At 60.0% G+C, this 22,358-nt stretch carries 22 protein-coding genes, 1 tRNA gene and 1 pseudogene; 19 read left to right on the forward strand and 5 right to left on the reverse strand.

The genetic code is table 11. The features are described from left to right. Window positions 1-2: 2 nt before the first annotated feature. From G9C82_RS11380 to G9C82_RS11390, 3 genes are read right to left on the reverse strand one after another with little or no spacing between them, the layout of a single operon-like run. Window positions 3-812: a protein-glutamate O-methyltransferase CheR gene (locus G9C82_RS11380; RefSeq protein WP_004958756.1), complete on the reverse strand. Its 810-nt coding sequence runs from the start codon at window positions 810-812 to the stop codon at window positions 3-5. Continuing rightward, the gene (cheA, locus tag G9C82_RS11385; RefSeq protein ID WP_127014144.1) at window positions 809-2,797 is read right to left on the reverse strand and encodes a chemotaxis protein CheA; all 1,989 of its coding nucleotides are present in this window, start codon (window positions 2,795-2,797) and stop codon (window positions 809-811) included. The genes G9C82_RS11380 and cheA overlap by 4 nt, the downstream gene beginning before the upstream one ends. A 2-nt stretch (window positions 2,798-2,799) precedes the next feature. After that, on the reverse strand, window positions 2,800-3,909 hold the full coding sequence (locus G9C82_RS11390; protein ID WP_121302410.1) for a chemotaxis response regulator protein-glutamate methylesterase: 1,110 nt from the start codon (window positions 3,907-3,909) through the stop codon (window positions 2,800-2,802). Window positions 3,910-4,079: 170 nt separating this feature from the next. Here G9C82_RS11390 and G9C82_RS11395 point away from each other — a divergent pair, with 170 nt between their 5' ends. The 6 genes and pseudogenes from G9C82_RS11395 (at window position 4,080) to G9C82_RS20910 (ending at window position 7,833) form a co-directional block, all read left to right on the forward strand. Then, complete coding sequence (locus G9C82_RS11395; RefSeq protein WP_004958750.1) at window positions 4,080-4,514, forward strand: chemotaxis protein CheW; 435 nt, start codon at window positions 4,080-4,082, stop codon at window positions 4,512-4,514. A gap of 88 nt (window positions 4,515-4,602) precedes the next feature. Continuing rightward, window positions 4,603-5,328: an ATPase domain-containing protein gene (locus G9C82_RS11400; RefSeq protein WP_007189314.1), complete on the forward strand. Its 726-nt coding sequence runs from the start codon at window positions 4,603-4,605 to the stop codon at window positions 5,326-5,328. Between the two features lie 156 nt (window positions 5,329-5,484). Next, window positions 5,485-5,820, forward strand: coding sequence for a helix-turn-helix domain-containing protein (locus tag G9C82_RS11405; protein WP_004515272.1), 336 nt, complete (start codon window positions 5,485-5,487; stop codon window positions 5,818-5,820). An 83-nt stretch (window positions 5,821-5,903) separates the two neighbouring features. After that, window positions 5,904-6,179: a hypothetical protein gene (locus G9C82_RS11410; protein ID WP_004958731.1), complete on the forward strand. Its 276-nt coding sequence runs from the start codon at window positions 5,904-5,906 to the stop codon at window positions 6,177-6,179. A gap of 250 nt (window positions 6,180-6,429) precedes the next feature. Beyond that, window positions 6,430-6,831, forward strand: a pseudogene (locus G9C82_RS21085) (archaellin/type IV pilin N-terminal domain-containing protein); the annotation flags it as partial. Window positions 6,832-6,897: 66 nt separating this feature from the next. After that, entirely contained in the window at window positions 6,898-7,833 is a 936-nt protein-coding gene (locus G9C82_RS20910; RefSeq protein WP_394343582.1) for a hypothetical protein, read from the forward strand. 463 nt (window positions 7,834-8,296) lie between these two features. On the opposite strand, the gene G9C82_RS11420 is transcribed toward G9C82_RS20910, so the two are convergent. After that, on the reverse strand, window positions 8,297-8,893 hold the full coding sequence (locus G9C82_RS11420; protein ID WP_049938970.1) for an archaellin/type IV pilin N-terminal domain-containing protein: 597 nt from the start codon (window positions 8,891-8,893) through the stop codon (window positions 8,297-8,299). Window positions 8,894-8,982: 89 nt separating this feature from the next. Here G9C82_RS11420 and G9C82_RS11425 point away from each other — a divergent pair, with 89 nt between their 5' ends. The 10 genes from G9C82_RS11425 (at window position 8,983) to flaJ (ending at window position 18,760) form a co-directional block, all read left to right on the forward strand. Beyond that, entirely contained in the window at window positions 8,983-9,546 is a 564-nt protein-coding gene (locus tag G9C82_RS11425) for a hypothetical protein (protein WP_004958722.1), read from the forward strand. A gap of 147 nt (window positions 9,547-9,693) precedes the next feature. After that, window positions 9,694-10,053: a chemotaxis protein CheY gene (cheY, locus tag G9C82_RS11430; RefSeq protein WP_004515265.1), complete on the forward strand. Its 360-nt coding sequence runs from the start codon at window positions 9,694-9,696 to the stop codon at window positions 10,051-10,053. Further along, on the forward strand, window positions 10,054-11,271 hold the full coding sequence (locus tag G9C82_RS11435) for a chemotaxis protein CheC (protein ID WP_127014146.1): 1,218 nt from the start codon (window positions 10,054-10,056) through the stop codon (window positions 11,269-11,271). Next, on the forward strand, window positions 11,271-11,792 hold the full coding sequence (locus G9C82_RS11440; protein ID WP_004958717.1) for a chemotaxis protein CheD: 522 nt from the start codon (window positions 11,271-11,273) through the stop codon (window positions 11,790-11,792). Before G9C82_RS11435 ends, G9C82_RS11440 begins: the two co-directional genes overlap by 1 nt. Before the next feature lie 241 nt (window positions 11,793-12,033). After that, window positions 12,034-13,689, forward strand: a complete 1,656-nt coding sequence (locus G9C82_RS11445; protein ID WP_127014147.1) for a FlaD/FlaE family flagellar protein — start codon at window positions 12,034-12,036, stop codon at window positions 13,687-13,689. After that, window positions 13,673-14,110 (forward strand): flagellin, encoded by a 438-nt coding sequence (locus tag G9C82_RS11450; protein WP_127014148.1) that lies wholly within the window; start codon window positions 13,673-13,675, stop codon window positions 14,108-14,110. Before G9C82_RS11445 ends, G9C82_RS11450 begins: the two co-directional genes overlap by 17 nt. 1 nt (window position 14,111) lies before the next feature. Beyond that, the gene (locus G9C82_RS11455) at window positions 14,112-14,564 is read left to right on the forward strand and encodes a CARDB domain-containing protein (RefSeq protein ID WP_127014149.1); all 453 of its coding nucleotides are present in this window, start codon (window positions 14,112-14,114) and stop codon (window positions 14,562-14,564) included. Further along, entirely contained in the window at window positions 14,561-15,322 is a 762-nt protein-coding gene (locus G9C82_RS11460) for an ATPase domain-containing protein (RefSeq protein ID WP_004515259.1), read from the forward strand. The genes G9C82_RS11455 and G9C82_RS11460 overlap by 4 nt, the downstream gene beginning before the upstream one ends. A gap of 13 nt (window positions 15,323-15,335) precedes the next feature. After that, complete coding sequence (locus tag G9C82_RS11465; RefSeq protein WP_127014150.1) at window positions 15,336-17,009, forward strand: type II/IV secretion system ATPase subunit; 1,674 nt, start codon at window positions 15,336-15,338, stop codon at window positions 17,007-17,009. Window positions 17,010-17,011: 2 nt separating this feature from the next. Then, the gene (flaJ, locus tag G9C82_RS11470) at window positions 17,012-18,760 is read left to right on the forward strand and encodes an archaellar assembly protein FlaJ (RefSeq protein WP_127014151.1); all 1,749 of its coding nucleotides are present in this window, start codon (window positions 17,012-17,014) and stop codon (window positions 18,758-18,760) included. Between the two features lie 263 nt (window positions 18,761-19,023). Here flaJ and G9C82_RS11475 read toward each other — a convergent pair whose 3' ends face one another. Next, window positions 19,024-20,121, reverse strand: a complete 1,098-nt coding sequence (locus tag G9C82_RS11475) for an aminopeptidase (RefSeq protein WP_127014152.1) — start codon at window positions 20,119-20,121, stop codon at window positions 19,024-19,026. Window positions 20,122-20,365: 244 nt separating this feature from the next. On the opposite strand from G9C82_RS11475, the gene gnd reads away from it, so the two are divergent. From gnd to G9C82_RS11490, 3 genes are all read left to right on the forward strand, one after another. Then, window positions 20,366-21,289, forward strand: a complete 924-nt coding sequence (gene gnd / locus G9C82_RS11480; protein ID WP_277601720.1) for a phosphogluconate dehydrogenase (NAD(+)-dependent, decarboxylating) — start codon at window positions 20,366-20,368, stop codon at window positions 21,287-21,289. 128 nt (window positions 21,290-21,417) lie between these two features. Then, window positions 21,418-22,002, forward strand: coding sequence for a 2Fe-2S iron-sulfur cluster-binding protein (locus G9C82_RS11485; protein ID WP_004958689.1), 585 nt, complete (start codon window positions 21,418-21,420; stop codon window positions 22,000-22,002). Window positions 22,003-22,046: 44 nt separating this feature from the next. After that, window positions 22,047-22,119 (forward strand) — tRNA-Arg (locus tag G9C82_RS11490). Window positions 22,120-22,358: the final 239 nt, after the last annotated feature.

Here is a 22,358-nt window from a genome sequence, read left to right on the forward strand (position 1 = left end):
CGCTACACACGCCGGTAGATGCGGTGTCGTTTGTCGACCGCTTCGAAGGAATCCCGGCACTCCGCGGGCAGCGTCTCAGTCATGCCGATCATGAGATAGCCGCCCTCACGGAGTGACCCGCGGATCGTCTCGAAGATGGGGACCTTGAACTCCGAGTCGATGTAGATGAGGAGGTTCCGGCAGAACACCAGATCGAAATCGCGCTTGGGGTCGCCTCGGATGAGGTCGTGTTGCTCGAACGTGACCATCTCTTTGACCTGGTCCCGAACCTGAAACGTGTCGCCGTCCTGCTCGATGTATTTCGTGTAATCGTCCAGCGGTTCCAGTTCATCGGCGATGTCGGTCGTCTGGGAGGTCGCGTAGGTTCCCTTGCGGGCCTCTTCGAGGATGTCGGCATTGATGTCTGTCGCCGTGATCTCGACCCGACGGGCGTCGATCTCGGGGTCGTCGAGTGCCAGCATCGCCGCCGAATACGGCTCGCGGCCGTCGGCACTCGGGGCCGACCAGAGCCTGACGCGACGGTTGTTCTCCGTGAGTTCTCGGAGGACCGGCCGGAGTCGCTCCCACGCCTCCGGATTCCGGAAGAAGCTGGTGACGTTGATCGACAGCGAATCGAGCAGTTCCTCACGCTCGCCGTTGTCGCGTTCCAGCAGTCGCTGGTAGGTCTGGTAGTCCTCGGTGTCGGTCCGACGCATCCGCGCGGTGATGCGGCGGTCGAGATACGAGTCGTTGTAAAAGCCCGACTCGAAGTCCATCTCTTCGCCGATGAACTCTACAAGGTCGTTGAAAGTCCGCTCGCTGCCTTTGTTCATAGCGTCACCACGTCGAGGATGTGGACGATGTTCCCGTCGCCGAGGACGGCCGTGCCCGAGAGGCCGGGTGTTCCCGAGAGGATACCCTCCAGGGGCTTGACGACGACCTCTTCCTGGCTGTTGACCGAGTCACAGTGGAGTGCGACTTGGCGCTCAGACTCGCGGATGCGGACGAGCATCCCGTCGCCGTTGGCTGTCTCGCCCTCGATGTCGAAGGTGTCGTCGAGGTGGATGACCGGGTAGATCTCGTCGTTGTGCTTGATGACTTCCTGACCGTTGACCTGCTTTGCCTCTTCCGTCCCGGTAATCTCGTCGACGTTCTTGATTGGGACGCCGTACTCCTCGCCGCCGACCTTGACGAACAGCACCTTGACGATAGCCATCGTCACCGGGAGGCGCAGTGAGACAGTCGTTCCCTCACCCGGTTCGGAGTCGACGCTGACCGACCCGTCGAGCTGGGAGACCGTGTCGTGGACGACGTCCATTCCGACGCCGCGCCCGCTGGTGTCGGTCACTTCGTCGGCCGTCGAGAAGCCGGGATGGAACACGAGGTCATACACCGCGGAGTCGTCCATCGCGTCCAGTTCCTCTGGCGAGCGGACGCCTTTCTCGATGGCCTTCTCTCTGATGCCATCCACGTCAAGCCCGGCCCCGTCGTCTTCGACTTCGATGATAACGTGGTCGCGCTCGCGGGAGGCCCGGAGCGTGATGTGGCCGGTGCGTGACTTGCCCGCCTGTTCGCGCTCTTCGGGCGACTCGATGCCGTGGTCGACTGAATTCCGCAGGATGTGCATCAGCGGGTCCGAAATCTCGGTGAGGATGGTTCGGTCGAGTTCGATGTCCTCGCCCTCGATTTCAAACTCGATGTCCTTGTCGAGTTCGCGTGCGAGGTCCCGGACGAGCCGCGGGAACTTCCCGACGACTTTCTTCAACGGGATGAGCCGCATATCCATCACTGTGTTCTGGAGATTCGCCGTGATCTTGTCCAGTTCGTTCAGCGTCTCGCCGGTGGAGTCGAGGTCGTCTTTCTCGACGCCACGCCGGAGCTTGATTCGGCTCGTGACCAGTTGCTCGACGAGCCCGTGAAGGTCATCGAGCTGGTCCACGTCGACGCGGACGGACTTGATTTCGTCGACGCTGTGTTCTTCTTCGGCCCCTGGGTCGGGGTCCGAACCCGAATCCGAGCCCGCCCCGCTATCGTCGGCAGCATCGGAGTCGGTGCCTGTGTCGCTGACCAGTTCGTCGGTCACGTCTGTTACGTCGAAGCTGTCGACCTTCCCAGTCGTTCCCAGTTCGGCGTCGACAGTCGCCGCGTCGGGGCCGTCGAGGTACAGGACGAACGTGTCCTCGAACTCGCCGTCCTCGATATCGGCACGGCTCGGACTCGAATCGAGAATGTCGAACCGCCCCTCGATGGACTCGACGGCCAGCATCGAGTCAACGCCGAGCATATCCGACTCTCCGACACTGATTTCGGCCTGCAGGACCCGCTCGTCGACGGCATCGCCGTCGATGTCGGCATCGCTGACGCCCGCATCCGTGGTGAGCGACTCGTCGCTGTCCGACGAGCCGTCGTCTGTCGTTTCGGTGTCACCCGCGGCGGCGGCCCCCTCTTCGAGGACGGCCCGGAGCTCTTCGACCATCTCGTCGGTCTCCGTCCCCGATTCGCCGTGCTCCTCGATCTCCCCGACGATAACTTCTATCTGGTCGACGCCGGCGAAGACGAGGTCCATCAGGTCCGGTGTGACCTCCATCTCGCCCTGGCGCATCTCGTCGAGCAGGTCCTCCATCGCGTGCGCGAGGTTTGCTGCGTTGTCAAAGCCCATCGCTCCGAAGTTACCCTTCAGCGTGTGGGCTGTCCGGAAGATCGAGTCCATCGCCTCCGTGTTGGAGGGGTCAGACTCGAGTTCGAGCAGTGAGTTATTGAGTTCGGTAATCGCTTCTTCACTTTCACGGATGAATGCGTCTAAATACTGGTCGTCCATTGTCAGGTCACCTCAGTGGTAATCGTGTCGATAACGCCGTCCGCAATGTCGTCGATAGGCAAGACAGTGTCCACACAGCCCGTCTCGGCGGCGCGTTTTGGCATGCCGTACACCGCGGACGTGGCCTCGTCCTGTGCGATGGTCTTGCCACCGGCCTGCTTGATGCGCCGAATCCCGTCCGCGCCGTCTTCGCCCATCCCGGTGAGGATGAGCCCGACGAGTGGGTCGTCGATGGTCTCTGCGGCCGTCCGCATCGTCACGTCGACGGCCGGACGGACGCTGTTGACCGGTTCGTCCTGTGTCAACTTCGTCCGCAGTCGGCCGTTCCGGTAGTTTTTGACCTCCATGTGCCGGTCACCGGCGGCGACAAGTCCCTCGCCGCCGCCGATGCGTGCCCCGTCGGTGGCCTCCTGAACCTCGTAATCGCTTCGCGTGTTGATCCGCTCGGCGAACCGGCCGGTGAACCCTTCCGGCATGTGCTGGATGATGAGCACCCGCAGGTCGGCCTCGATGGGGAGGTTCTCCATTACCTGTTCCACCATCTTCGGGCCGCCGGTCGAAGAGCCGATGACGAGCGTCGGGTTCGCGACGTAGGTCGTCTGGCCCGACGAGCCTCCGGTCCCTCTCCGGTCAGTGGCCGAACCGCCGGCGGTTGTCGGTGCCGTACCGCTGTCGCTGCCTGTCCCGCTGCGGCTGCCCGTCGCGCCGACATCGACTGCCGCGACAGAACTGACCATCTCGACCAGCTGGTCTTTCAGGCGTGACATCTCCATCGACACCTCACCACCGGGCTTGGTGAAGAAGTCGACCGCACCCTTATCGAGCGCCTCGAACGTCACGTCGGCGTTCTCGTCGGTGTGGGCTGACAGCATCAACACCGGCGTTGGAGACTCAGCCATGATGCGCTCGGTTGCCTCAATGCCGTTCATTACTGGCATCTCGACATCCATCGTCACGACATCAGGTCGATGTTCGATAACGGCCGATACTGCCTCCTCGCCGTCACGCGCCTGCGCAACGACATCAATACCGCCATCACTGAGGATATCAGAGATGACACTCCGCATGAAGTGAGAGTCGTCTGCGACCACGGCGCGGACACCATCTGCCATATCACCAACGCTCCCGTCGGACAGGAGACATCGGCGAACGAGACATCCTCATACCTACTTCCAAATCCCGTCCGGCCCCGAAATAAATACTCCGCCCACGTAATCAAAGTTGATAGCCCAGCAGGCACCTTTATGCGCCACTATCCGCGACAGTTTGGATAAGAACTGCAATGGCAGCACAGTCAGCCACCACCGGCCAAGTACTCGAGTTCCAGCTCGGCTCGGAAACGTACTGCGTGAGTATCGACTACGTGACTGAGATCGTCGATATCGGCGAACTCACGTCCGTTCCGAACGCCCCGCCGCACGTCCGCGGCGTCATGGACCTTCGCGGGCGCACGACATCGATTGTTGACCCTAAAGTCGTCTTCGGCATTGGAGACGAGGGTGCGGAGAAGCGAATTATCGTCTTCGACCCGGATATCGTCGAGGAACAGGGTGCAGCTGGCTGGCTCGTCGACGAAGTGTATCAGGTAGTCCAGATCACTCCTGAACAGGTCGACCGGTCCCCCGCGAACGACGCCGGCTCAATCCGGGGCGTCATCAAGCGAGATGACAGTTTTGTTATCTGGGTGGACCCCGCCATCGTCCACGCTGGTGACTGATTCCAGTTTGTTTAGCGACACACCAGCAAGACTTTTTAACATTCCCGACAGAGAAGTATCTAATCAACTTCCAGTTCCTTCCGAAACTATGATTGAGCAAACCAAAACGGGGATCGAGGGCCTCGACGACATTCTGAACGGCGGCATTGTGAAGAACTCGACGACACTGGTGAGCGGCAACCCTGGTGCCGGGAAATCGATCCTCTGTCTCCAGTACATCTACAACGGCGTCGAAAAGTACGACGAGAAGGGCATCTACCTCTCCTTCGAGGAAGACGAGTCGGACCTCCGGGAAGCCGCCGAATCTCTCGGCTTCGACAACTGGCAGGACCACGTCGACAACGGGAACATCAAGGTGTACGACAAGCAGGTGCTCCTGCGCGAGAATGACTTTACGTCCTCGCTGGATATTCTTCTGGAGGAACTCGAAGACGGTGACTACGACCGACTGGTGCTTGACTCGCTTGCCATGTTCGAACTGTTCTTCGAAAACGAGAGGGAGAAGCGGACGTATCTCCTGAAGTTCACTGACATCCTCAGCGACAGCGGGCTCACGACGCTGATGACCAACGAACAGGGGGCCGTCTTCCCGGACACCGAGATCGGACTGGAGAACTATCTAACTGACGGCAACATCTACCTTATCCAGACGCCGACTGATACCGGCGTGAACAGATACGTCTGGGTCGCCAAGATGCGAAAACAGAACATCGAGACGGACATCTATCCGATGGAGATTGACCACGGCGGCATCGATGTCCACCAGAACGCCAGCGCCTTCTCGATGATGAGCGAGGAAGAATCACCAATTTAACGATACGATAGAGCCATTATTACTCCGTAGAACGACGGATACAGAGACACAGACCGCCGTTTTCGCACGGACGCCCCGCAGTGCGTGTTTGTCTTCCTTTCACTCGATATCACAGGCGATACCTTTATTATTGACTGAATTTATGATTTGATAACGATGGATTCAGGGGAGATTCTTCAGACGCTTGGCAATAAATACAGTGCCGAAATCCTTGACGCGACGGACGAACCGGTCTCCGCACAGGAACTCAGCGACGAACTCGGAATCCCCATCGCGACGTGTTACCGACGGATCGACGAACTGACCGAACATGACCTGCTGGAACTCCACGACAATATTCTCTCCGACGACCGCCGACGTATCAAAGTGTACCGGCGGAACGTGGATGAAGTCCGGGTCGACTTCGACGATGAACTGACTGTCCACATCGAAGAGCGGTCGGAAGTGACCAACAAACTCGACGAAGCGTGGCGGACCCTGTCCGAGCGATAAAGCGGCTCTAACCGCCGTTATCACGAAAGATATTTTCGAGCATGGATTTAATAACGGGTTCGCTGTAGCACTGTACAGTGCTGATGATAGAACTTCTCTATGCCATATCGACGTTGGTGTTCGTCGTCGCCGGACTGACAATGGTTGGGATGGCCATGCGGGCGTACGTCCAGACATCCCGGCAGGCGATGCTTCACCTCTCGGTGGGGTTTTCGCTCGCAATTGCGGGCGCAGCCGCGACCATGATTAGCGCGTTCATCAATGACTTCGAGGGTGTCCGCTCGTTGTTGCTGGTCAACAGTGGGTTGACGACCTTTGGCTACCTGTTTGTGATGTACAGTCTCATCACGTACGAATGACTGTCCCTGCGTGTGACCCGACCGGCCGACCGGCCGCTTTCAGCTTGCAAAATTAATTTTCAATACTGATTCCGGATTTTCCGACGATCGCTATACGACCGTGAAATCGGTTCAAATCGACGCTGAATACTATTGAGAAGTACCGTTTAAACCGGCTGAAACCATCGTTATCAGGAATAAAATTTTGAGGGATGATGTTATTAGGTGGTACGTACTCGTTCCGGTAGGGTCAGAGCGACCCGGACTACACATGTTCGAACGCATTACAAATCCAGAAGACCGAGGCCAAGTGGGGATCGGGACCCTCATCGTGTTCATCGCGATGGTGCTTGTCGCCGCGATTGCGGCAGGCGTCCTGATCAACACTGCTGGCTTCCTGCAGAGTTCAGCTGAACAGACCGGCCAAGAAAGTAGCGACCAAGTGACCAACCAGATTCAAGTAGCGTCGAAGATTGGGTCAGTCGCCGGCAGTGGCCCAACCGATTCGATAGTCTTCGACAGTACTGATGCGTCTGGCACTCTCCTTACTATCGACAACGCGTCCACGGTTACAATTGTGAAGACCACCGACGGCGATTCGGGGGGAGAGTTCGCGTTGACCAGTTCCTCCGGATCGGCTACCCAGGTTGACGTGGACGATGGTGACACCCTCCGATTTGAGCGAACAGGTTCCGCGTCGATCAAAGTGACCAATACCGGCACCGGAGCGTCGTTCACTATGTCTACAAGCGACGATCTCACGCTCAAACAATCGGACAGTCACACCGCCGCCGACGGATTCAAACTTCAGCGAACGTACGACGGTCCGACGGGAAGTAACACGCTTCAGACGAAAGAACTAGTTGAAGACGCTGCTACCAGCGCGGACATCTCAATCGAAACGCAAGAAACCACCGAGCAACACCTCGTGCTCAGTGAATTCAATACCGACTCCGAGGCAGTCAACGTCAACGACGGAGAAACCGTCTCTGTAACGTCCGTCGGTGGTTCGTCAGCGACGCTCAGTCCGAGCAACGCCGGTAGCATCAGCGTCCAGTCTGGTGACGACCTCACCTTCAGTATCGAATCTGAAACCGATGTTACGGTCAGTAACCAGCGTAGCGGTGCGAGCGTGACATTCGACGCGACGTCCGACTCCATTTCAGTTTCGGGAAGCTCAGTTACGCTTGAGGAGGCTAGTGGGTCTACTATCGATGCAACCACCTCTGACACCATTACTGGTCTTCAAAGCAACGACATCGCTAGTGGGTCCTCAATCAGCACGCCTCAGCTGCTCCTCAATCAGGAGTTTGAGTCTGGTGGCGGCGGTGTCTCCGAGGTTAGCATCATCGCGATCAAAGGCTCTGGTGCGGACCAGATCAACCTCGAACAGACGACCATCACCACGATCGGCCCCAGCGGGACGAACACCCTCACCTATGGCGGCAGCAGTGCCTCACAGGGTGAGACGTTCGGTGTCCAGGCCGTTCAGGACGAGGATGAGTCCCTGCCGGTGATGACCGATGCCGACCGCTTCCGCATCATCGTTGACCCCGGCACGCTCGCGACCGGTGAGACGATGACGCTGGAAGTGACGACGGAGTCCGGCGCGACCACCGAAATCCGTATCAGCGTGCCCAACACGCTATCGGGCGAAACCGCAGTGCAGGTCTAACGCGAGCCGTTCTTTCGCTTGCAGAACTTTTCTCTCTGTTTTCCACCCGCGACCAGCGACAGCCATCTCGTGGGGCGTCGACTATGCTCTGTGGTCGGTTCTATCATGTAAGCGAAGCTTTACTGCAAGCACCTCTTTGCAGGTACGACCTCGATTCTGTTACGTCGTGTCAGTTTCACATTCCCGTCCAAACATCCAGACAGTGACAAGAAGCCCACGCCGAGAGCCCGATACATTTGCGACGTGCTTCGGTTGGACGGATCGAACTCATACACGGGTCAGTGTTTCACACTGTTTCTGTCGCTGTGCGGTCTGTTTCTGTGCGTCGGTACGTTCGTCAACGGCGACATGGCTGTCTACTGGTCGAAGTCGGGCGTCAAGAACTCGGGTCAGCACCCCTCTCCGCATCGATATCCGTGAGCCGGCTCACACTGTTCGGGTGGTCGGCTGCTACTGCCGGCCGTCAGAGCGGGACCGTTGTCTTCCCGTTGAGCGACGATGGGACCGAGACTCTGACCGTTGTCGTCGCGCCGTCAGGTGACAGCAACCGTATCGTGCCGCTTTCGCTCGGCTGGAGCTCGACCCCTGTCAGTGCCGCGAGGTCGATACGCAAGGCTGCCCGGTCGCCGTCGTCGTTCAGGATGTCCCGCGAGAGTGAGTCGTCGTCATCTCTGAGTGGGGTAACCGTAACCTCAGCAGCGGAACCCACCGGCGCGTCGGCCCCGCTCCCGATTGTCGTCCCAACGACAACATCGCTAAGGTCCATGTTCCCGCCCCCTTCCGCTCGCTTCACCACGAGCGTCACCGCTTCGATGCTCTGTCCAGTCGTGTTAACGTGGCCAGTGCTCCCGACGACTTCGGTCCGCGCAATGACCCGGTCGGCGCTTTTGTCGCTGGCCGTGGCCGCGTCGGACTGAAACCCACCGACTACTTCGAACAGTACGCCAGCCGTGGCTGCGGCGATCAGGAGCGCCGCAATCAGGAGGATAATCGACCCGAGAGAGCTCTGTGCCCGCCGTTTAACGGTCGCTCGCTCCTCTCGCCGGTTCGGTTCGCTCACACTGTGAACGTATCCACGACCAGTCAAAACCGTGTCGGCTACCCCTGAGCAGCGACGGAATTATATCATCCCATCTCTCATGTATCTGCATGGCCTCGGGGTCAGACGAACCGAATCCAGAGGACGGTAAGATCCTCTCTCCGGAAGAATTAGACATCGCGGATGACGAGCACGTCACAGAGATCGACGAAGGACGGTATGTCGTCTCCTCTGATGTTCGAACCAACGATTCCTACGGCAATCAGGTTTCGTCTGACTCCACCCCTGACCCGGACCCAGCTCCCGAGCCCGACGCTCCTGAGTTTACCGACGCGAACGTTCACGAGTGGCTCGCCGAGCAAATGGCGAAATCAAACAGCCGGTATGGGTTCGATGTGACCGCGAAGTTTGACGGGAACGTTGACCAGCAACAGGTTGTGTCCAACGATATCATCACCGCGTTCGAGAGTTTCATGCTCTGGTACGGCCGGCAGATGGACGGGTCGACATCGGTCGAGAACGTGCTCGGCATTCTGCTCTCGGAGTCCAACGTCCCAGTCAAACACCCGCCAGAGAGCTTCAAGCGGATGGTCCAGTCGACCGGTCTCTCGCCGGACGACAGTATCGCAGACCTCGTTGAGGCTATCGAAGCACGAGACGGTGCGAAGTTCTAAAGCAGGCACCAGCACACGAAGGCGTTGTACCTGTCATCGCGGTCAGAATCGGAACGCAGTTGCCCGGTTTCGGGCCCACCGATATCACACGCGATAATTTACGGGACACCTTTATCTAACTCATCACGATATGTAGGCTTGATAGGCATGCCAGACGTACTGATCGCCGACGATTCAGAGTTTATGCGTAACCTCCTCCGCGAGATTCTCGAAGAAGACCACGAGATTGTTGGGGAGGTCGAGAACGGAGTCGAAGCTGTCGAAGTGTTCAAAGAAGAAGGGCCAGACCTGGTGATGATGGACATTGTGATGCCCATCCGGGATGGTATCGAGGCCACGGACGAAATCAAATCTTCCAATCCCGATGCGAACGTCATCATGTGTACAAGCGTTGGTCAGGAAGAGAAGATGAAGGAGGCCGTGAAAGCGGGGGCCGACGGGTACATCACCAAGCCGTTCCAGAAACCCAGCGTGATGGAGGCTATCGAGGACGTCGTTCCCTCATAGATGAACGTCGATATTCAGTCGCTCGGCACGTTCAACCAACTCGCTCATGAGGGGGCTGAACAGGCCACGCAGTCGATGGGCCAGATGACGGGCATCGATGCCGTCGTCGACGTCACCAAGATCACGCTGCTCGACAGGGCTGATGTCGGCGAGGAACTGGCTGGCCGGGACTTCGTCGGAGTTGAGTTCTCTTTCGATGGCGTTCTAGAGGGCGATACTGTGCTTGCCTTCGACGTTGACAGCGCCGGGACGATCACCGAGGAGATGATGCCCGGTAGCAGCGACGACGAGGCGATGGCCAGAAGCGGTATCGAGGAGATCGGCAACATCATGATGAGCGGGTTCATCGACGGCTGGGCCGACTACGTCGGTGCGACCATCGACCACTCGCCGCCGGAGTATATTGAGGAGTCCGGTAGCGACGTGCTCCCTGATGCGCCCGAGAGCGGCGACCACCAGCAGGTGTTCGTGTTCAAATCGGAGATCGAATGGATCGACGAATCGGTGAATTTCTACATCTACATGCTCCCTGAGTACGAATCACTCACGGAGATGATGGTAGAGCACGTCGACACGGACGGCGATGCGATCCCCATCGACAAGCTCCAGACGTTCAACGAGATGACGACCAGAGGCACTCAAAAAGCCGCTGACAACGTCGAAATGATGACCGGTATCCCGACTGAATCGGAGGTGACACAGATCAGTTTCGCTCCCATTGAGGACGTGCCAAAGCAGATCGGCACGGACACGTTCGTCGGGACGGTCGTCGAGTTCACCGGGACGCCCAGTGGCTACCTCATGGTGCTGTTCGACGAGGTCTCAGCAATCAACGTTGCGGAGGCGATGATGCCCATCGAAATAGACAGTGATGAGCTAACCGACCAGCACAAGGCCGCCATCGAGGAGCTGGGGAACATCATGACGAGCGGGTTCGTCGACGGCTGGGCGAACGTCCTTCAGACGTCAGTCGAACACACGCCGCCGCGAGTCGTCCACGATATGGGCCGGGCGATTATGGACCCGCTTGCGGCGCAGGTCGGACAGTATCAGGAGCATGCGTTTATCATCGACTCCCAGATGCAGACCGACGACATCGAGTTTCAGGCTGAGATTCACGCTCTCCCCAACGAGAAAGAGTTGCGCGCCGCCCTCAACGACCTCGATGTTGAGCGGGCGACCGAGACGGGCGCGGACGTCGAACAGATATTCAAATAATGAAAGTATACGATGGTAGCCAAACAGAGAGTCCCGAACAAAGTACGCCCGAGCGCATCAAAGTCGGCATCGCGGAGTACAAGGTGACCACAGAGCCGGCCATGCTAACCACAAGTGGACTGGGCTCCTGTATCGGGATCGCAATATATGATACCCGTAACACGGTGGCCGGACTCGTCCACGTCATGCTTCCGTCGGCGGCTGATATCGACGGCGGAAACCATGCGAAGTTCGCGGACACGGGCATCGAAGCACTCATCGAGGCCATGGCGGATGCCGGGGCGTCGACGGAGGCCATGGAGGCCAAAATCGCTGGCGGGAGCGATATGCTCGACTTCTCCGAGAACGGATCCTCTATCGGTTCGCGCAACGCCAAGAAGGTGCGCGAGACGCTGGACGAACACGGCGTTCCCGTTGTCGGCGAAGACCTGGGTGGCGACCACGGCCGGTCCGTCAAACTCGAAGCGGACACTGGCAATTTCGTTGTCAAAAGCGCGAACACGGACTCGATAACACTGTAATGTCTGCGAGCAGTAATCGTGTCTAACGTCTGGCGTCAGACGAGTGACAGCCGTTCGTCTGCCGGGGGCGCACTGCCACACTCTGTTCCCCGGCTTTCCGCTCGAAATTAATCTGAAATGTAACAGGCTAGTACTTGGATCGTTAATTTACCCCATCTGTGCCGGGAAAATGGGATATTATTATCAAATATGATACGCTAAGGGGAATATTCAAGAGTAGAAAAAGCGTGAGATACAAGAGATGAGTAGTCTCGCTCTCGTGCCACTGGCTCCAGCCGTCTCACCGGAACTGGCTGGACTGGCACCCGCCCTCTTTGTTCTGCTGACCGGCGGGCTGGTTGGTATGAGCATCAAGAATATGTTCGATTCGATTCTATCGGACGACGAGAGCGAGAACGCAAGCGACGACGGTGGCGGCGGGATGGCCGACGGCGGCGGCCTGATGGGTGACGACGGTGGCGGTGGCGACGATCTCGGCGGTGGTGGCGACGATCTCGGTGGCCTCGGCGGCCTCGACGACGACGGCGACGACATGGGTGGGTTCGGTGATGACGAGTTCGGCGATATGGAGGACGCGAGCGGGCCTGACACCGACGAGCTGGAACACCGACTCGACGAACTGGAAAACGAGGTCGGTAGCCTCTCCTCGACGGTCAACACGGTGCGGACGGAAAACGAGAGCATCTCCGAATCTGTCGAAGAAACCGAGGAGAACGTCCGGAAGCTGCTCGACATCTACGAGATGGTCACCCGTGGCGTCAACCCCTTCGCCGATGATGTCGACGGCGGCATGGGCGGCATGGGCGAAGGCGGCGGCTCCTTCGGCCTGTTCGACGACGACGGGAGTGACGATACCGAGGAGGACATCGACGACGATGTCGCCAACGCCGACGCAGAAGGGTTCTTCGACGAAGACCTGACGGATGACACTGGCGGTGACATGTCGATGGACGATGGCGGTGTCGACGATATGTTTCCCGATGACGGCGGCGACGACATGGGCGGCTTCGAGGACGACGGCGGGTCGTTCGACGAGGAGCTCGACGACTTCGACGACACGGAGGACGACATGAGCATGGACGATGGGATGAGCATGGACGACGGGGAGAGTATGGACGAGGACAGCGACGATGGTGACGGCGGCAAATCGTTCGCAGAGCTCAAAGACGAGTACGAGTCCGGCGACGCCGAGTGGGCAGAGGGCGAGGAACCTGAGGGCGAATCGGACGACGATGACCTCCTTGCTGACGACGATGACGACCTGCTGGCCGACGAGGGCGATGATCTGCTGGGCGAGGACGATTCGGACGGCGATGCAGGCGGGCTGGAAGACGACGACCTCTTCGACGAGGTCATCGAGGACGATGGGATTGATGAGGCCGAGACGGAAGCTATGGAAGCCGAACCAGAGCCTGAGCCGGTCGCGGAGCCTGAACCCGAGCCAGAGCCTGAGCCGGTCGCGGAGCCTGAACCCGAGCCAGAGCCGGAACCGACTGACACCGCGGCTACCGGCAGCGGTGATGCGGCAACGGCAGACGACGGCTCGGACGCGGACGATGACGGGAAACCCTACCTGGCGACGATGCCGGAAGGGTTCGCGGCGGACCTCATCATCGTCGAGTGGCTCGAGTTCCTGGTCCAGCACTCGGGCTACCGTGAGACGGCTCGCGCTATCGACTATTATGAGACTATCGACTGGATCGACGAGTCGGTCGCGGACCAGCTCAAGGAGTACCTCCGCGGCTTCGACGGCGTGAACGACACCGGGGATGGGCTGTCTATCGACCACCACACGGAGAGCCTGCACTACATCTCACAGCTTGACAGTGACAGCGGCGCTGACGCCGTTGCGCTCTCGAAACTGGTGGGGGGTGGTTCCGATGGGATTCAGCGTTAGCGGCTCGGCAGCCGTCATTTTCGTGGCCGCGTTCATCGGCTTCGGGATGTTCTACTCCGCAGCCGCGAACGGCTTCGAACGCGTCAACGACGCCCGCGAGGACCAGCGCGACCGGCTCCTCGACCAGCAAAACACCGATATCTCGCTTGTGTCGGCGACGTGGAACAGCAGCGGGAACGACAACCTTGTCGTGACCGTCGACAACACCGGTTCCGAGACGCTGTCGGTCGAAGCGACCGACCTGCTGGTCGACAACGATTACCGCACAGGCTACGGCACGACGGTCGACGGTGACGGTTCGACGGACATCTGGGCGTCACAGGAGCGATTAGAGATTACCGTCACCTCGCTCAGTAGTCAGCCCGGCCGGGTGAAAGTCGTCACCGAGAACGGCATCGCCGAAACGATGGTGGTGAGCTAACATGGCGAGCGTCTCCGTCTCACACCTGATTCTGTTCATCGCGTCGATGGCTATCGCCGCGAGCGTGGCTGGCGTCTTTACGAGCAGTATCGGCGAACTGAGCAACGCCGTCTCGGAACAGGGGCTGGACGTGAGCAGCGACGTCCGGACCGACGTCGAAATCATCTCCGACAGCGGCAGCAACACTATCTATGATAACGGCGCGAACACGATCACGATTCACGTCAAAAACACCGGGTCTGAGACGTTGTCCCCGACCCCCGGACAGATAGATGTGTTCGTCGATGGGACCTTCGCCAGTGATTACACGGTAACGCTGGAGCCAAACGGTGGCAACAGCTGGCGGCCCGGTGAGGTCGTTCGCATCGACATCAACGGCAGCCTCAGTGGCGGCGACCACCGGCTCAAACTCATCGTCAACGGCGACGAGGAGGTGTTCGAGTTCAACACATGAGTATCGCAAGTACTGACCTATTCTCGCTCGGACTGGACGACCACGACCGGCTGAACAAGGAACTGGGCGGCGGTATCCCACCCGGCAGCATCATCCTCGTCGAGGGTGACTACGGCGCCGGCAAATCCGCCATGAGCCAGCGGTTCACCTACGGCCTCTGTGAAGAGGGCCACGAAGTGACCTACCTCTCGACGGAACTCACTGTCGGGAGCTTCCTCGACCAGATGCACTCGCTGTCGTATGACATGGTCGACCACATCCTCGATGAGGACGTGTTGTTCCTGCACGCCGACATCGGCGAATCGAACGCCCTTACCGGCGGTGACGAACAGTCCGACCGGAAGGAGCTCCTCAAGCGGCTGATGGAGGCCGAGGTGATGTGGGACGCCGACGTCGTCGTCATCGACACCTTCGACGCTATCCTCAGGAACGACCCCAAGTTCGAGGCCCTCGTCCGGCAAAACGAGGAGCGACAGGCCGCTCTGGAGGTTATCTCCTACTTCCGGGACGTCATTTCACAGGGTAAATGCATCATGCTCACTGTCGATCCATCGACGCTGGATGAGGAGGCTATCGGTCCGTTCCGGGCCATCGCTGACGTGTTCATCGAACTGGAGATGATCGAGGTCGGGAACGACGTGCGCCGGCAGATCAACGTTCTCCGATTTGCCGGCATGGGCGAACAGGTCGGTGACACCATCGGGTTCTCGGTCCGCTCGGGAACCGGCATCGTCATCGAATCGCGCAGTGTCGCCTAGAGGTGACTAAGATATGACAGACCACGGACGTGCGAAACCGTCGGACGAACTTCGACAGATGGCAGCGCGGCGGCCCCACCTGCGGGACCACCTGAAGAAGTTCAAACAGATCACCGGTGAGTTCCCGATGCTCATCGACGAGGCCGACGACGACTACGAGACGAATCGGCCGAACGTGCTGTACCCGGTCGGTGGCCCTATCTTCTGTCATATCTACGGCGACGTGGGTCAGGACATGAAGTACTACGCCATTGAGCCGGAACTTGATGAGGACGAGCGGGCCGTCTTCGGGAAGGTCCGGAACCGCCTGCTCCAGCGTAGCGTCAACAAGCCCGCGCCCGAAAACGAGGCCCAGTTCGACGACCGCATCGAGGAACTCCTGCAGGAGACCACGAAGGTCCGGGACGAGGACAGCGAAAACGGCGTGCTTACCCGCCTGTCGAATCTTACCGACGTGAGCAGCGTCGAAGTCACACAGGAGACCTACGAGAACATCCTCTACCGGCTGAACCGCGATATCGTCGGTCTCGGCCCGCTCGAACCGGTTATGCGCGACCCGGCCAACGAGGATATTCACGTTATCGGCCGTAGCGAATGCCACGTCGACCACGGCGTCTACGGTATGCTGGAAACGACGGTCGAGTGGCAGAGCGAGGAAGCCTTCGACCAGTGGCTCCGCAATATGGGCGAGCGGATGGGCGACCCGGTCTCCGACTCGGACCCCATTGTCGACTCGACGCTCCCGGACGGGTCGCGTCTGAACCTCATCTACTCCGACGACGTGAGCCTGAAGGGTCCCTCGCTCACGATTCGTCAGGGCGATGATGTCCCGCTGTCTGTCTTCCAGATTACCAAGTGGATGACGCTGTCGCCGCAACTGGCCGCGTATCTCTGGCTCTGTCTGGAGAACGAGCAGACGGTGTTCGTGGTCGGGGAGACGGCGTCCGGGAAGACGACGACGCTGAACGCGATCACCTCGTTCATTCCTGACGACGCAAAGATCTACACCGCAGAGGACACCGCCGAGGTGCTGCCCCCGCACAACACCTGGCAGCAACTCCTCACTCGTGAGGGTGAAGACGAGGGCACCAGCATCGACATGTTCGACCTGGTCGCCGCCGCGCTACGTTCTCGCCCCGACTACATCATCGTGGGTGAGGTTCGTGGTGAGGAGGGACGGATGGCGTTCCAGGCCGCCCAGACCGGCCACCCGGTGATGCTGACCTTCCACGCGAGCGACATCGTTTCGATGATTCAGCGCTTCACCGGTGAACCGATCAACGTCCCCGAGACGTTCATGGACGTGGCCGACGTGGCGCTGTTCCAGAACCGCGTCAAGCAGGGCGACCAGGTCCTTCGCCGCGTGACGAGCGTTCAGGAAATCGAGGGCTACTCCAAGGAGATGGACGGTGTCGTCACTCGGCAGGTGTTCAACTGGGACCCCGTCGAGGACGAAATCATCTTCCAGGGAATGAACAACTCCTTCGTCCTCGAAGAGCAGATCGCGACCCTGCTCGGCTACGAGGATACGCGTGACATCTACGACGACCTCGAGTTCCGTGCGAACCTCATCGAGCGGGCCATGCAGGAGGGAATTCTGGGGTATCACGAGGTCAACGACTTCATCTCGGACTTCCAGCGCGACGGCGTCGAAGGGATTCCGTTCAACATGGCCAGGCCCGACTAACGATGGCTCAGGGTGAAGCCGAAAGCGACCTTGACCTGACGATTTCCGAGACGATCCAGTCGCTCGTTGAGTCATACCGCCAGATGACGATTCCGATGGAGCGGTATCTCTTTCTCATCCTGCTACCGGCTGTCGCCTTCTTCATTATTTCGACGGCGGCCGCCCTTCTGATTGATCTCCCGCTCGCGATCCGTGGGCCCATCCCGTTACTCGGACTTCTGGTGATGGCGTCGGCAGTCTTCTACCCCAAAATCCTGTTGAGCCAGCGCAAACGAGAACTCAACAACCGGTTTCACCTGCTCATCACGCATATGACCGTGCTGGCGACGACGAAAATCGACCGGATGGAGGTGTTCCGAACGCTGGCCGAGGAAGACGAGTACGGCGAACTCGCGATGGAGATGCACCGAATTGTCCAGCTGGTCGACACCTGGAACCTCAGCCTCGACGACGCCTGCCGTCGCCGCGCCAAACAGGTCCCGAGCCGTGCGGTTTCGGACTTCTTCGACCGCCTCGCGTACACGCTTGGGGCCGGACAGGGACTCGATGACTATCTCCTGACCGAACAGGAGCAGATTATTCAGCACTACTCGACGGTGTACAAGAGCTCGCTCGACAGTCTAGAGGTCATGAAAGACCTGTATCTGTCGATGGTCCTCTCGATGACGTTCGCGCTGGTGTTCGCCGTTGTCCTGCCAGTCCTGACCGGAACGAACCCGACGATGACCGTCAGCGCCGTCATCGTGATGTTCGTGTTCGTCCAGACCGGCTTCTACCTCGCTGTCCGCTCGATGGCTCCCTACGACCCGGTGTGGTTCCACCCAGTCGAGTACCCGTCGCCGATTGAGTCTAAGCTCAACAAATCGATGGTCGCCGGCGTGGGGCTGTCGATGCTGCTCGTGTTCATCACGCTGGGCGGGATGCTCGGCATCTCGCCGATCACGCTGAACGACCTCTTTTTCATGTTCGACGAAGTGCCGCTCCCGATGTATGCTGCTGCGCCGATCACCCCGATGCTCATCCCCGGTCTCGTCTTCCGACAGGAAGAACAGCGTATCAAGGACCGGGATTCGGAGTTCCCGAATTTCATCCGCGCGCTCGGTGCGACCGAAGGCGCGAAGCAGTCTACTACCGGCACGGTGCTTCGCACCCTCCGCAAGAAGGACTTCGGCGCACTCTCGCCCAACATCGATAATCTCTACAAACGACTGAATATGCGAATCGAGCCGACCTCTGCTTGGCGCTTTTTCACCGCGGACTGCCGCTCCTATCTCATCCAGACCTTCTCCGAGATGTACCTCATCGGCCGCGAGATGGGTGGGTCGCCAAAGCAACTGGGCGAGCTTATCTCCGAGAACATGAATCAGGTGCTGCAACTCCGGCAGAAGCGCAAGCAAGCGGCGACCACCCTCGTTGGCCTCCTCTACGGGATGACCGCCGCATCGACCTTCGCCTTCTTCATCGGCCTGCAGGTCGTCAACATCCTCGCTGATATGTCGCTCAACCTGAGCACCGGGAGCCGGCTTGACGCCGCGTCGCTCATCAACACCAGCGTCTACAACATCCCGCTCATCGAGTTCCTGCTTATCATCATTATCATGTTCGGCGCGATGCTGTCGTCGTTGATGATTCGGACTGTCGATGGCGGCCACAACGCCAACACGTACATGCATTTCGTGGTGCTCTCGTGGATCGGTGCTATTACTGGGACGTTCACGAAGTGGCTGGTGTCGCAGTTCCTCGCAATCTGAAGTACCTTTTTACTGCAGGGGGTTTCCTCGCGCCTGCGGCGCTGCGGGAACCCCCTGCAGTAAAAATCTACGCTAAAAACAACCTCCGAGTCGCGGCCTGCGGCCGCGCTCGGAGTGAAACCGCTCGCGCCGCTCGCGGTACAGTAACAGCGCTACAACCGCCGGCAAACCTGCCCTTCCCCCGGGTCGCGCCACGCAGGGCGCTCCCGGCCCACAGAATCATGACATCTATTCCCGGCCCACAGCACCGCAGTCCCACGACGCTACCCCTCGAAGCCGTCTTCCCAGCGGAACAGGCCGTCTTGCTGGATGACTTCGCCGTCGACTTCGAGCCGCGACCCCTCGCCCATCGTCGTGATGAGGTCCTCGTGGACGGCGCTGTCGTTGCCGGACTCGCCCTCGGGCAGGCAGGCATCGTACGCGCGGCCGAGCGCGAGGTGGACTGTCCCGCCCATCTTCTCGTCGAAGAGGATGTTGTCGGTGACGCGGTCGACGCCGCGGTTCATCCCGATACCGAGCTCGCCCAGTTGGCGCGAACCGCCGTCGGTCCCGATGATTTCGCCCATGACAGCCCCGCCCTGTTCGGCCGACCAGTCGACGACGACGCCGTCTTTGAACGTCAGCTCGACGTTTTTGACGCGACGACCCTGTATCGTCATCGGCACGTCGAAGGTGACGACGCCGGCGGTATCGTGGGGCGCGGTGAACACCTCGCCGGAGGGGAGGTTGTGGGAGTCGTAGGCCACGCTGGCGGCGGAGTTGACGGCGATACGGCCATCGATGAACAGCGTGATGTCAGTGCCGTCCGCGACGATACGGACCTCCGAACCGTCGTCCAGAATCTCCTTCAGACGAGCCTGTTCATCCGCCAGCGCCTCCCAGTCCCGTAGCGTCGCGTCGTAGACAAAATCCTTGTATTCGGCGTACGCCATTCCGGCCTGCTGGGCCATCGCCCGTGTCGGATGCTGTGTCGATACCCAGTCGGTATCCAGCCGAGCCTCTCTGATTTCCTGTCGAGCCGTCGAGTACGCCTGCCGCTGGTCGCTGTCCACGTCGGCCGTCTCGGTGGTATTCCGTGACCCTTTCAGGAACAGCACGCTGTCGGCCCGCTCGTACAGTGCCAGTTCGTAGTCTGGGTTCTCGGTAAACGACCCGTCGTGCGCCTGCAGATAGGCCCGTGTGAGTTCGTCCGACTGGTACGTCGACAGGAGGTTCGCGCCGCGGTCGCCAAGCTGCTCGGCCACGGCGACTGCGAGATCGTGTGCGCCGTCCTCGACAGCCACGACCACGTCGTCGCCCGCGTCGATGCGAGCGCTCCAGTCGACGAGAATCCTGGCGTGTTCGCGTATGCGGTCGTCCATATTCTCACCAAGAGTGGCCGGAACAAAACGGCGGTGGTCCCGGGATTACAACGGACGATGTGATTGTATTCCGTGGATTTTTTGCGTTCCAGAGCCGGAGTATCCGGTGCAGTACGGGACAGGACTCGTGGCAATTGCTGGCTCCCACGACCGCTTCCGAGACGGTCGGCCGGGGCGGTACCATGACTGACGACGGCACGGATGGTGTTCGTGCCACGCTTTTCTGTCGAACCGCAATCCCTACCTGTTCGGTCAGCGACTCCCCGGTATGGAACTTGGCGTCATCGGACTCGGACGCATGGGCCGCATCGTGGTCGACCGCGTGCTCGAAGCCGGCCACGAGGTCGTCGTCTTCGATATCGACGAGAAGAGCGTCGCCGACGCAGCTGAAGCCGGTGCACAGCCGGCATCGTCCATCGCCGACCTCGCGGCGAAACTCGGCTCGGAGAAACGAATCTGGCTGATGGTCCCGGCCGGGGACCCGGTCGACGCCGCGCTGGACGAATTGGCTCCGACACTCGACAGCGATGACGTCGTGGTCGACGGCGGCAATTCATACTTCGAGGACTCGGTCCGGCGCGCCGGGTCGACCGACGCGGCATACCTCGACTGTGGGACCTCTGGCGGTCCCGCCGGTGCAGATCTGGGCTTCTCGCTGATGGTCGGCGGCCCGGAGTGGGCCTACGACGAACTGGTCCCCGTCTTCGATGCCGTTGCGACCGGACCGGACGGCCACGACCGGATGGGGCCGGCGGGCTCCGGGCATTACGTCAAAATGATTCACAACGGCGTCGAGTACGCGCTGATGCAGACCTACGGCGAAGGCTTCGAACTACTGGCTAACGGCCGGTACGACCTCGACCTCGAATCAGTCGCCAACACGTGGAACAACGGCGCTGTCATCCGTTCGTGGCTGCTGGAGCTCTGTGAGGAGGCGTTCCGCGAGGAGGGCAATGACCTCGGCGACGTGGCCGACCGAGTGGAGGGTGGGTCGACTGGTACCTGGACCGTACAGGAAGCGCTCGAACAGGAAGTTCCAGTGCCGCTCATCTACCAGTCGCTGGCCGAGCGGTTCGGCTCGCGGGCTGACGACGGTCGCTTCGCGCGCCGCCTCGCCAGCCGACTCCGATACGGCTTCGGTCGTCACGAGGTCCCACGACGGGAGTAGCCCTGCCGCCGATTGCGGTTGCTTTCTGTGCCCCCGTTCTGTGCCGAGGGCTGCTTCGTCAAGCGGTGTCGACGGTGCTCGCGCGCTGAAACAACAGCTAATTAAACCAGTATTCCATAGCCGTGCACATGGTAGAACTCGTTGGACTCGCCGCCGGGGCCACGCTCACCCTGATAGTGGTCGCGCTCCACTACGCCAAAGGGACCGGTTGGGAGGCACCGGAAGACATCTCCCAGGAGGTCCTTGAGCAGCGGGCCGCGACAGTCCCCGAGACTGACTTTGCGGAGCCGTACAACCGCTCTATCGGTGGTGGCGGTGCCGTAGCGATTCCGGCTGGTGAGGCCGAAGGCGAACTTGGCGAAGGTGAAGCGGTCGAAGAAGAAGACGAAGGCTTCGACCCCGACGACATCGCCGACGACGAGGTCGAGTACTACGAAATCGAATTCGCCAAGGAAGGCGAGACAATCGAGGTCGCCAACAACGAGACGATTCTCGACGCCGGCGAAGAGGAAGGCTGGGACCTTCCCTACGCTTGCCGCGAAGGCCAGTGTATCTCCTGTGCCGGCCACATTGAGGACGGCCCGGCGACGGACCACATTCGCCACAGCAACAACGACTCGCTGATGGATGACGACATGGAAGAGGGGTACTGCCTGACCTGTGTCGCGTACCCGACCAGCGAGTTCACTATCGAGACCGGCGAGTCACCCTGACGGTTCACAACCGTTAAGACGGACAGTCTGATACCGTTTTCTGTGGGCGGCTAGTTCAGCGGACAGAACGCCTGGTTCCGGACCAGATGGTCGGGGGTTCAAATCCCTCGCCGCCCGTGTAACGAACCTGCCGAGCAACAGCGAGACTGTGAGTGAACCGGCAGCGAAGATTCGAATCAGGGAGTCGCAGCGACCGAGCGAAGCGGGGGCGACCGTCTCCACTCGGTTCAAATCCCTCGCCGCCCGCTTTTTGTGACCCACTGTATAGACCACGTGTCTCGTTCTGTGGTCCCGGACATCGACAGGACTGCACGGGAATCGCCGCAACGTCCTTGGGGTTCCGACCCAAGGTACGA

Source organism: Haloarcula sp. R1-2 (assembly GCF_011627385.1).
In the GTDB taxonomy this organism is placed as follows: domain Archaea; phylum Halobacteriota; class Halobacteria; order Halobacteriales; family Haloarculaceae; genus Haloarcula; species Haloarcula marismortui.